Raw genomic sequence first — 10,210 nt, forward strand, 5'->3', positions numbered from 1 at the left:
GCGGGACCGGCGGGCTGCGGCCGCCGTCACGCTAGGGGGACCGTCGCGCCCGTGCACCCCGGCGACCGCCGGGACCGCCGGGACCACCGGGTCACGGACCTCGCAGGCCGGGCAGGCCGGGCAGGCCGTCGAGGCTGCGGGAGTTCTTCAGCTCCCGGTAGGCGTCCATGCCCTCCGGCCCCTTCTTCTCCGCGTTGCGGCGGATGAGGTCCCGCTCACCGGTGACGACCTCCATGACGGGCACACCCCACCCGCAGGCGTCGCTGACCCGCTCCACGTCGACCGTGATGACGGCGCGGGTGCTGGGGTTCTCCGGGTGCCGGGCCACGACCTCCGCGAACCCCGCCGTCCCCGGCAGGTGGACCTCGCCGCGCCCGTGCAGGCGCACGATGCGCGGGCGGTGGCCGAACGAGGCGAACATGACGCAGATCCGCCCGTTCTCGCGCAGGTGGGCGACCGTCTCGACCTCGCTGCCCGTGAAGTCCACCCAGCCCACGCGGTGCGGGCCCAGCACGGAGAAGGAGTCCCCGCCGCGCGGGGAGACGTTCACCCGGCCGTCACCGGCCAGCGGAGCCGTGGCCGTGAACCACACCGGCTGCTCCTCGATCCAGCGCCGCAGGTCGTCGTCGATCTCCTCGAACACCTTGGCCACACCGCGAGGCTAGCCGCGGCCACCCGCCGCTCCCGGTGCGCCGAGTGGTCCGAGGAGGTCCGCCGTCTGGACGGTCGGTCAGCCCGGGCCGTCCGCGTCCTCGCCGTCGTCGCTCGACCCGGGCGTCGGAGTGATGGCCGCGGCCAGGGTCGCCGCGTCGGGCAGCGCGGCCCGCTCCTCGGGAGGCAGCGTGTCGTACGTGTAGCTGGCCACCGCCACGGGTGCCGCGGTGCTGGCCAACGCGTACCGCACGGCCTGCTCACGGGGTGCCTGGGTGCACAGCAGGATCCCGACGGTGGGCGCGTGGCGCTCGGGGCGGCGCAGGCGCTCGTCGACGAGGGCGACGTAGGCGCCCAGCTGGCCGGTGTACGCCGGGGAGAAGGACCCCACCTTCAGCTCGACGACGACGTAGCGGACCTGCTCGATCGAGAACAGGAGCAGGTCGACGACCATCTCGGAGTCGTCGACGGGGAAGTGCACCTGACGGCCGACGAAGGCCATCCCGTGCCCGAAGGCGGTCAGGGTCTCCTGGAGGCGGTCCACGAGGGACTGCTCCAGCCGCCGCTCGGCGACCGGCTCGGTGAAGCCGAGGTGGTCGAAGACGTACGGGTCGCGGGTCAGGGCTTGAGCGAGGTCCGAGTCCGCCGGGGGCAGGTGGACGGAGAAGTTGGAGGGGGCGGCGCCGAGGCGGGTGTGCAGCCGGGTGGCGATCTGGTGCTCCAGGACACCGCGGGACCAGCCCTGCTGAGCGGCGCCGGCGGCGTACCACTCACGGAGGTCGTGGGCGTCGAAGCGGTCCAGCAGCAGACGCACGTGTCCCCAGGGCAGTTGTGCCACAGGCTGTGGCACGAAGTCGGCTTCCGTGGGCCAAGCGGCCGCTAGAGCGCGCATGTAGTGCAGGTTGCGCCGGGAGAAACCGCGGTGATCGGGAAAGGCTGCGCGCAGGTCGCCGGCCAGGCGATCGATGACCTTGCTGCCCCAGCCGTACCGGCGCTGCCGCTCGAGGATGTCGTGCCCGATCGACCAGTAGAGCCGGAGCAGCTCGGTGTTGGCCGCGCGGGCCGCTCGCACCCGGCTGGTGCGCACCCGCTCCTTCAGCGCCTCCACCAGTTCGGTGTACCCGGTGGGCACGTCGGCAGCGGGGGAGGAAGTCAGGTCGGGCACGGGACGGATCCTGCCGTCCGCCCCCGACACGGCCGGGGGTGGTCCGGCTCAGCCCGGACCGTCCGTCCCGTCCTCCTCCAGCTCCGCGAACCACGCCGCGTAGGGCGTCGTCCGCGCCAGGTGCCGGGTCAGGTCCGGCGCCCCGTCGTCCCACCACACCGGCCCGCGCTCGCCCAGCGCGTGCTTGGCCGCGTCCACGCGCTCCCGCGCCGCCTCCCGGGCCTCCTCGTCGCCCGCGCGCAGGGCCGCGCCCTTGGCCCGCCTCGCCGCCATCAGCTCGGCCACGAGGCGCTCGCGCTCGGCCGGGTCCAGGCGCGGGTCGCTGCGGCGCCACAACCGCCCGCGCACCACGAGGTAGCGCCCGTCGGGGGTCACGGGGTCCGTCACCCGGCCACCGTAGGCGGCCCCTCGACGAGGCCGCCGCTGTGCACGGGGCGGACCTCCACGCCGCCGCCCTCGCGCAGCACCGGGTTCGTCCGGGCCAGCGCCACCGCAGCGTCGAGGTCGGGCGCCTCCAGGACGTAGAACCCCGCGACCACGTGCTCGGCGTCCACGAACGGGCCGGGCGTCGTCGACCCGGCGCGCAGCGAGGTGGCCGAACCCCTCGGCGTCAGCGCGTACGCGAGGAGCATCGAGCCCTCCGCGGTCAGCTCGCCGGCGTGCTCGTCGCACGAGGCCGTGTCGGCGGCCGTCGCGTCCGGCGCGTGCGCGGAGTCGGTCGCGTAGATCAGGACGGCGAACTGGGCCACGGGCTGCTCCCCCCCGGCGGGTGGACGTGCGGTCGTGGACCGTCCTACCCCCGGGCACCGACACGGTGCCCGCTCGGCCGGAGCGGCTCCTGTCGCGACCCTCACAGGGTCAGGGCCACGACCAGGACGGCGACGGCCGCGACCCCCCACGCGGTGGCGGCGGGGACCGACCGGGGCACGGTGCGGGCCGTGCCGAACCGCTGGTGCAGCAGCCGCGACCACGCGGCGGTCCGCTCGCGCTGGACGAGCCGCACGGCCAGGAGGAGCAGGCACGGCAGGCAGTACACGAGGCTGTACGCCGCGAGGACGGCGATCCCGGTGCCGGTGGGCACCTGCGCGGCGGTGAGCCGCTCGACCGCGAGCAGGTACGGGAAGGCGTTGGGCAGGTCCGCCGCCGTGACGAGCACCCCCGCCGGGACCGCGCTCCACGGCCCGAACCACGACGGCAGCGAGAGGCCCGCGCGCCGGCGCTCGCGCAGCCGCCGCAGCCCGGTGACGGCCAGGGCGGTCGCTGCCAGCACGAGCGCGCCCCGGCGCACCCACAGCCCGCCGGTCTCGACGGCTCCGCCCACGGCGCCGGCGGTCGCGAACAGGGCGGTTCCCACGGCCAGCACCACCGCGTAGGCGCCGGCCACGTAGGCGAGCGCCGTCGGGCCGGGACGTCGCGGCGCGGCCACCAGGACGAGCACCACCCCGGCGAAGGTCGCGGCGTTGAGGGAGTCCAGCGCCGCCAGGCCGGCGATCGTGAGCAGGAGCGGGCCCGAGAGCACGGCACGAACGTAGCCCTGCCGGGACCGCGTCCGGCGCAGCCGTCAGCCCAGCGGGGCGAACCTGCCCGGCGACGCCTCCACCGCCGCGCGCGCCGCGGCGGACAGCGCCGCGTCGTCCAGGTCGTAGGAGCGGTCCACGCGCTCCTCCACCCGCCCGGAGCGCTCCTGGTCGTACGGCAGGGCCGCCAGCTCGACGTGCTCGCGGTGCGCGCGCTCGACGAGGTCCGCGGTGCGCCCCAGGCCCAGGGAGCGGTAGGAGCGGACCACCCGCGCCAGCGGGTACCCCTCGTCCCGCGCGTAGTTCTCCACCGCGTCGAGCAGCCCGCCGTTCACCACCGACCCGTGGAAGACGATGGCGTCGTGCAGCGCGGCGTCGCCCTCGTGGGTCCTGATCGCCGGCGAGTCCCACTGGCAGGCGCGGTTCCACAGCTCGTCGAACTCCTCGTCGCTCACGCCTGCGACGGTAGGGGCGGGCACCGACACCGGGGTGGGCGTCGGGTCAGCGCGGCGGCGCCCACGCCGGGTCGCGGCCCGTGAGCCCCACCAGCCGGTCCAGGGCGGGCGCGTCCTGCGGCACCGCGACGGGCGGGCCGAACAGCCCCGGCGCCCGCGGCACGTCGCGCAGGAACTCCAGCAGCGCGGCCACGTCCGCGTCGGCCGTCCGCAGCGGCAGACCCGCGGCGCGCGCCAGGTCCCAGCCGTGCACGACGAGCTCGTCGAGGACGAACATCCCGGCCGCGGCGGCGGGCAGCGGCACCGCGCCGGCCGTCGTCTCCCCCCGCCACGCGGCCGGGTCGGCCCAGGCGACGGCCAGGTCGCGCAGCGCCGCGGGCACGCGCTCGCGCCAGCCCGGCCGCAGCAGCGCGGCGTCGCTGTCGCGCAGCAGTTCCGGCGGGACCGGCCGCTTGCGGGCGGTGGACAGCATCCCCGCCGCCATCGCGTCCACGTGGTCCAGCAGGTCCCCGACCGCGTACGGCGCGCAGGGGGTCGGTGCGCGCAGGTGCTCCTCGCGCACGGCCGCCACCACGGCGGCCAGCGCCCCGGCGGCGGGCGCGAGGTCGTGCGGGGCGGGGTCGTGCGGGTCGCGGGTCGTGTCCACGGTGTCCTCCCGGGGGTGGGTGCCACCCGGTGGACCGCCGCGGCGCGCGGTTCTCAGCGGTCGCGGCCCTCAGCGCTCGCGGTTCACGCGAAGCGGGACGGGTCGCCCGCGCCCACGCGCACGACCTCCGGCGCGCCGTCGGAGAAGTCCACGACGGTCGTCGGCTCGCTGCCCGGCTCGCCCGCGTCCACGACCGCCTCGACGACGTGGTCCAGCTCCTCCTTCACCGTCCACGAGTCCGTCGGCGGCCGCTCCCAGCCGGGCAGCAGCAGCGTGCTCGACAGCAGCGGCTCGCCCAGCTCGCTCAGCAGGGCCCGCACGAAGGGGGTGCCCGGGATGCGCACGCCGACGGTCTTCTTCCTCGCGTGCGCGAACCGCTTCGGCACCTCCCTCGTCGCCGGGAGCACGAACGTGTACGGGCCGGGCGTGGCGGCCTTCACGGCGCGGAAGGCGGCGTTGTCGAGGTGGACGAACTGCCCCAGCTGGGCGAAGTCCAGGCACACGAGGGTGAAGTGGTGCCGGTCGTCGAGGTGGCGCACCCGCCGGATGCGGTCGGCGCCGGTGCGGCTGTCCAGCCGGCAGCCCAGCGCGTACCCGGAATCGGTCGGGTAGGCGATGAGGGCGTCCTCGCGCAGCAGCGCCACCAGCTGGGCGACCGCGCGCGGCTGCGGGTCCTGCGGGTGCACCTCCACGAAGCGGGCCACGCCGGGACGATAGGCCCGCCCGGGCGCCCCGTCGCGCCGGAGCCGCCGCACCGGGCGCGGGAGGGGTCAGGACGGCGCGCGCAGCAGGTGGAACGGCACCGCCCGGCTGCGCTCGAACCCCAGCGCCGCGTACAGGCGCAGCGCGGACGTGTTGTCCGCCGAGGCGTGCAGCAGCGGACGGTCCCCGCGCTCCAGGATCCCGGCCGCCACGGCGCGCACCAGCCGCGACGCGTAGCCGCGACCGCGCACCGACGGGTCGGTGCACACCGCGCTGACCTCCGTCCAGCCCGGCGGGGCCATCCGCTCGCCGGCCATCGCCACCAGGCGCCCGGAGGCGTCGCGCACGCCCAGGTAGCGGCCCAGCAGCCGGGTGCGCCGCCCGAACGGGCCCGGCCGCGTGCGCGCGACGAGGTCCAGCGCGTCGTCCACGTCGTCCTCGCCCAGCTCGACCGCCTCCGGGTCGGGCGCGGCCGCCAGGGCCGCGGTGGCGACCATCTGCACGCCCGGCAGCCGCTGCACCAGCTCCCACCCGGCGGGCACCTCCTCGGCGCCGGGCACCCGCACGTCGGCGCCCGGCCCGGCCAGCGCCGCCAGGTCGGCCCACGCCGCCGGGTCGCGCACGTCCGCCACGGCGGCGAACGGGGACACGTCGGCGGGGTAGCGGCGGGCCCGCCCGCGCACCTGCGCCAGGTGGGCGTGGGCACCGGCCAGGGACGCCCACGCCGGGTTCGCCAGGACGTCCGGACCGGTGGCGGGGGAGGAGGTCGGGTCGGGCACCGGCGCATCGTGGCAGGTCACGAGCGCGTGACGGTCCACCGTCCGGGCGCGTCCCGCGTGGCGAGTGGTGCCGGTCACACCTACGGTGTCGGCCAGTCGGGCCCGCAGTCGCCGTCGCGAAGGAGCAGAAGTGGCATCCGTCCTCGACCGGGAGCGCACCGTCGCCCCACCCGGTTTCAACCGGTGGCTCATCCCGCCCGCGGCCCTCGCCGTCCACCTCAGCATCGGCCAGGCGTACGCCACCAGCGTCTACAAGACCGCTCTCGTCGAGCACTTCCAGGTCTCCCAGACCCAGATCGGCATCGTCTTCTCCATCGCCATCGTCATGCTCGGGCTGTCGGCCGCCGTGATGGGCACCTGGGTCGACAAGAACGGCCCCCGCAAGGCCATGGCCACCTCGGCGCTGTTCTGGGTGACGGGGTTCCTCGTCGGCGCCCTGGGCATCGCCACCAGCCAGCTGTGGCTGCTGTACCTGGGCTACGGCGTCATCGGCGGCATCGGCCTGGGCATCGGCTACATCTCGCCGGTCTCCACCCTCATCAAGTGGTTCCCGGACCGCCCGGGCCTGGCCACCGGCATGGCCATCATGGGTTTCGGCGGCGGTGCGCTCGTCGCCAGCCCGCTGTCGACGCGGCTGATGTCGCTGTACGACCCCGAGTACACCGGTGCGGCGGGCACCGTGCCCTCCGGGCAGTCGGTCGCCCTGCTGTTCGTCACCCTCGCCGCCCTGTACGCCGTCCTCATGACGTACGGCGCCGCCACGATCCGCGTCCCGGCCGACGGCTGGAAGCCCGACGGGTTCGACCCGGCGTCGGTGCAGCGGAAGTCGATGGTGACCACCGCGAGCGTGTCGGCGAACAACGCCGTGCGCACCCCGCAGTTCTACCTGCTGTGGATAGTCCTGTTCTGCAACGTGACCGCGGGCATCGGCATCCTCGAGCAGGCCTCGCCGATGATCCAGGACTTCTTCCGCGCCGACGACGGCGTCTCCACCGTCGCGGTCGCCGCGGCCGGCGGTTTCGTCGGCCTGCTGTCGCTGGCGAACATGGCCGGGCGGTTCGTGTGGTCGTCCACCTCCGACGTCATCGGCCGCAAGCCGATGTACATGGTGTACCTGGGCGTCGGGCTCGTGACGTACTTCCTGCTCGCCACGTTCGGGCAGGTCAGCACCGTGCTGTTCGTCCTGTTCGCCGCGATCATCCTGTCGTTCTACGGCGGCGGTTTCGCCACGATCCCCGCCTACCTGCGCGACCTGTTCGGCACGTTCCAGGTCGGCGCCATCCACGGCCGGCTCCTGACCGCGTGGTCGGCCGCCGGCATCGCCGGCCCGCTCATCGTCAACGGGTTCCTCGACGCGCAGGGCACCCCCGGCGAGCTGACCGACGCCGCCTACCGGCCGGCGCTGTACACGATGGTGGCGCTGCTGGCGGTCGGGTTCGTCGCCAACCTGCTGGTGCGCCCGGTCTCGGAGAAGTTCCACGAGCCGTCCCGCGACAGCGGCGCACCGGCCCGCGAGGGGAGTGGTCAGCAGTGAGCACCGCGAGCAGGTCCACCGGCGGACCCGGTGGCGGCACCGGCGGCGCGGTCGCCGGCCGCTCCACCGGCCGCGTCGTGATCGGCTGGGCGCTGGTGGGGATCCCGCTGGCCTACGGCCTCGTCGAGACCCTCGTGCGGGCCTCCCGCCTCTTCACCGGCTGAGCGCCCGCCGGAGCACCACCCCGCCGGCCGGCGGGGCGGCTCACCAGCCGCCCCGCCAGCCGGCGAGCACCACCACCAGCAGCCACAGCGCCCACAGCTCCGCCGGGCGCGCCGGCGCGGGCACCCGCTCCACCACGCGGACCGTGCGCGTCCCCGCCGCCCGCGCCCGCAGCAGCGCCGCCCGCAGCGCCGCGGGCGTGCGCCAGCCCCGCCAGCGCTCCGGCAGCCACGCCTCGCCCGCCGCGTGCTGCTCCAGGCGCACCGGCCCGACGAGCGCGTCGAGCGCGTCGAGCGCGTCCTCGCCCTCCCGCTGGCCCTCCCGCTCGACCTCCCGCTCGACCTCCCCGAGCGCGTCCAGCCGCCCGGCCTCCCCGGTGCGCACCGTCAGCACCACGCCGGTGCGGCGGTCGGCCTCCACGTCCAGCAGGTGCGCCCACCCGTAGCGGCGCGACCGGCCCAGCACCCCCGTGCTGGTGAAGCCGTCGGCGTCCCACGACAGCCGCGGGCGCAGCTGGAACCGCCACGCCGCCTCCAGCGCCAGCAGCCCCAGCAGGGCCGCGGCCACCGCGGCGGGCACGGGCCGGCCCGCCAGCGCGCCCAGCAGGTCCGTCGCCCACTGCGCGCCCAGCGCCGTGACCACCAGCGCCGGAGCGACGACCAGGACGGCCAGGCGCCGCGGCACGCGGTGCTCGCCGCCCCCGCCGTCGCGGTCGGCGTCGGCCAGGTCCGCCACGGGGACCGCCATCGCCGGCAGCCCGTCCTCGTCCAGGCCGTCGTCGTCCGGGTCGAGGTCCAGCGGCGGGCCGTCCGCGGCGTCCCCGGCCGGGCCCGCCACCGGCAGCCAGACGCCGGCGCAGCGCACGGCGACCCGCGCGCCCGGCACGGGCGCGCCGGCCAGCTCCAGCGGCCGCACCGGCGGCAGGTCCAGCTCGTCGCCGTCCTCCGGCTCCGGCACGCCCAGCAGGCGGGCGCCGGCCGCCACGTCCAGGGGCACCGCGAGCACCGGCGCGTCCTCGCCGCCGGCATCGGCCGCGTGGACGAGGACGACCCCGGGCAGGACCCGGCCCTGCGCCCGCAGCAGGTGGGGGCCGGCCCCGTCCGGGCCGCTCGCGGGCGCGCGGGTGCCGCGGCGGCGCCGGGCCGCGGCGGCCAGGGCCAGCGCGGCACCCGCCCCCGCGAGCAGGGGCGCGCCCCACGCGTCGTACGGCTCGGCGACCAGGCGCACGCCGCCGCCCGGCAGCAGGCGCACCGGCTCGCGCGCGCCGACCGGGTGCTCGGCGGCGTCCAGCACCTCCACGGCCGGCTCGCGGCCGTCGGGCAGCGCCACCGCCACCACGAAACCGGCGTCGTCACCCACCTCCCCGGCGCCCGGGTGGGCCACGACGACGCCCGTGACGACGGGGGAGGCCGCCTCCTCGGCCGTGCCGCGCGCCTGCAGGACGGCGCCCACCACGAGCAGGGCCAGCGCCGCGGCGGCGGCGGCCGGCGCCAGCAGGCCCGCGCGCGCCAGCGGCCCGCACGGCACCCCGACCGGCGCCGGGGGCGCGCTGAGCGGTGCCCCGGTCCGGGCCAGCACCGCCGCCACGTCCGCGTCCACCCGCTCCCGCCGGCGGACCACCGCCAGCTGCACGGCCAGGTGCGCGGCCACGGCCAGGGCGGTCGCCGCTCCCCACGGCGTCGCCACGTCCGCCCACGTCCCGCCGAGGGCGGGCTGCGCGAGCGCCGCCACGACGCCCACGCCCAGCGCGACGCGCCCGGAGAGGGCCGTCAGGGCCGCCGAGGCCAGCAGCGCACCGCCCGCGAGGTCCAGCAGGGGGGCCGGGGCGCACGGGTCGGCCGCCGTGCACGGCGGCTGCGGCGCGGACAGCACGACCGCGGCGACCACGGCGAGGGACAGCAGCGGCACCCACGCGCGCGCGGGCAGGGGCAGGTGGCGGGCGCGCTCCAGCGCCCGCAGCAGCGGCGCGTCCAGCGCCGGGAGGTCCACCTCCGGGGTGTCGTCAGCCCGTCCGCGCGGCTGGAGGTGTCGCGGGCACCGGCTGGGCCGGACGGGTGGGGCGCGCGGGGCGCGCGGGGCGCGGGGGCGGGCGACGTCGCCACCGCGCGGCCAGGGCCCCCGCCGCCGCGGCCTGGGCGGCGGAGGCCGCCGTCAGCGCGGTCAGCAGCGCGGGGGAGTGCAGCAGCGCCACCGGACCGGACCCGGCGCCGCCCGCGCCGCCGTGCGCGTGACCGCGCCCCGCCGGGAGCAGGAGCGCCGGGTCGGTGGCCACCGCGGCGGGCACCGCGGCCAGCGCGAGGTGCGCCAGCGCCGTCGCGGCGGCGAGCGCCGCCGTCAGCGCCCACGCGCGCGGGCCGGGAGCCCGCCACAGGTGCCCCGCGCACGGCAGGCACACCAGGGCCATGCCCAGCAGCAGCCCCGCCAGCGGCAGCGAGACCCCGGCGTGGGCGACGGCCAGCGGCACGTGCAGCACCGCCACCGCCGCGGCCGCCGCGGCCAGCCCCCCGGCCGGGGGCCCCCCCCCGGGGGCCGGGGGCCGGGGGGGGGGGCCCCCCCCCCCCCCCCCGCCCCCCCCCCGCGCCCCCGGCCGCCGGGGCCC

13 protein-coding genes are annotated in these 10,210 nt (G+C 77.7%); 2 read left to right on the forward strand and 11 right to left on the reverse strand.

The window, feature by feature from the left end; genetic code table 11:
* Positions 1–91: 91 nt before the first annotated feature.
* From AB8M62_RS10075 to AB8M62_RS10115, 9 genes are all read right to left on the reverse strand, one after another.
* Positions 92–652, reverse strand: a complete 561-nt coding sequence (locus AB8M62_RS10075) for a pyridoxamine 5'-phosphate oxidase family protein (protein ID WP_369069450.1) — start codon at positions 650–652, stop codon at positions 92–94.
* A gap of 78 nt (positions 653–730) precedes the next feature.
* Positions 731–1,816, reverse strand: a complete 1,086-nt coding sequence (locus tag AB8M62_RS10080) for a PDDEXK nuclease domain-containing protein (protein ID WP_373694904.1) — start codon at positions 1,814–1,816, stop codon at positions 731–733.
* Between the two features lie 48 nt (positions 1,817–1,864).
* Positions 1,865–2,203, reverse strand: coding sequence for a hypothetical protein (locus AB8M62_RS10085; RefSeq protein WP_369051854.1), 339 nt, complete (start codon positions 2,201–2,203; stop codon positions 1,865–1,867).
* Complete coding sequence (locus AB8M62_RS10090; RefSeq protein ID WP_369051855.1) at positions 2,200–2,565, reverse strand: YciI family protein; 366 nt, start codon at positions 2,563–2,565, stop codon at positions 2,200–2,202. The genes AB8M62_RS10085 and AB8M62_RS10090 overlap by 4 nt, the downstream gene beginning before the upstream one ends.
* A gap of 101 nt (positions 2,566–2,666) precedes the next feature.
* Positions 2,667–3,335, reverse strand: a complete 669-nt coding sequence (locus tag AB8M62_RS10095; RefSeq protein ID WP_369051856.1) for a GAP family protein — start codon at positions 3,333–3,335, stop codon at positions 2,667–2,669.
* 42 nt (positions 3,336–3,377) lie between these two features.
* Positions 3,378–3,788, reverse strand: a complete 411-nt coding sequence (locus tag AB8M62_RS10100; RefSeq protein WP_369051857.1) for a DMP19 family protein — start codon at positions 3,786–3,788, stop codon at positions 3,378–3,380.
* A gap of 46 nt (positions 3,789–3,834) precedes the next feature.
* Positions 3,835–4,434, reverse strand: coding sequence for a TIGR03086 family metal-binding protein (locus AB8M62_RS10105; protein ID WP_369051858.1), 600 nt, complete (start codon positions 4,432–4,434; stop codon positions 3,835–3,837).
* 83 nt (positions 4,435–4,517) lie between these two features.
* The gene (locus tag AB8M62_RS10110; protein WP_369051859.1) at positions 4,518–5,138 is read right to left on the reverse strand and encodes an L-threonylcarbamoyladenylate synthase; all 621 of its coding nucleotides are present in this window, start codon (positions 5,136–5,138) and stop codon (positions 4,518–4,520) included.
* Between the two features lie 66 nt (positions 5,139–5,204).
* Positions 5,205–5,915 carry a GNAT family N-acetyltransferase gene (locus AB8M62_RS10115; protein WP_369051860.1) on the reverse strand — a complete coding sequence of 237 codons (711 nt, stop codon included), beginning with the start codon at positions 5,913–5,915 and terminating at the stop codon, positions 5,205–5,207.
* Between the two features lie 130 nt (positions 5,916–6,045).
* Here AB8M62_RS10115 and AB8M62_RS10120 point away from each other — a divergent pair, with 130 nt between their 5' ends.
* A complete protein-coding gene (locus AB8M62_RS10120; RefSeq protein ID WP_369051861.1) occupies positions 6,046–7,449 on the forward strand; it encodes an OFA family MFS transporter in 1,404 nt (467 codons plus the stop codon).
* On the forward strand, positions 7,446–7,613 hold the full coding sequence (locus AB8M62_RS10125; protein WP_369051862.1) for an MFS transporter small subunit: 168 nt from the start codon (positions 7,446–7,448) through the stop codon (positions 7,611–7,613). The genes AB8M62_RS10120 and AB8M62_RS10125 overlap by 4 nt, the downstream gene beginning before the upstream one ends.
* Before the next feature lie 40 nt (positions 7,614–7,653).
* Here the strand turns inward: AB8M62_RS10125 and AB8M62_RS10130 are convergent, their stop codons facing one another.
* Together AB8M62_RS10130 and AB8M62_RS10135 are read right to left on the reverse strand one after the other, a co-directional pair.
* Positions 7,654–9,600 carry a hypothetical protein gene (locus tag AB8M62_RS10130; RefSeq protein WP_369069451.1) on the reverse strand — a complete coding sequence of 649 codons (1,947 nt, stop codon included), beginning with the start codon at positions 9,598–9,600 and terminating at the stop codon, positions 7,654–7,656.
* A gap of 13 nt (positions 9,601–9,613) precedes the next feature.
* Positions 9,614–10,084 (reverse strand): hypothetical protein, encoded by a 471-nt coding sequence (locus AB8M62_RS10135; protein ID WP_369069452.1) that lies wholly within the window; start codon positions 10,082–10,084, stop codon positions 9,614–9,616.
* Positions 10,085–10,210 lie beyond the last annotated feature (126 nt).

Origin of the sequence: Kineococcus terrestris (assembly GCF_041020755.1) — a bacterium.
Taxonomy (GTDB): Bacteria; Actinomycetota; Actinomycetes; order Actinomycetales; family Kineococcaceae; genus Kineococcus; species Kineococcus terrestris.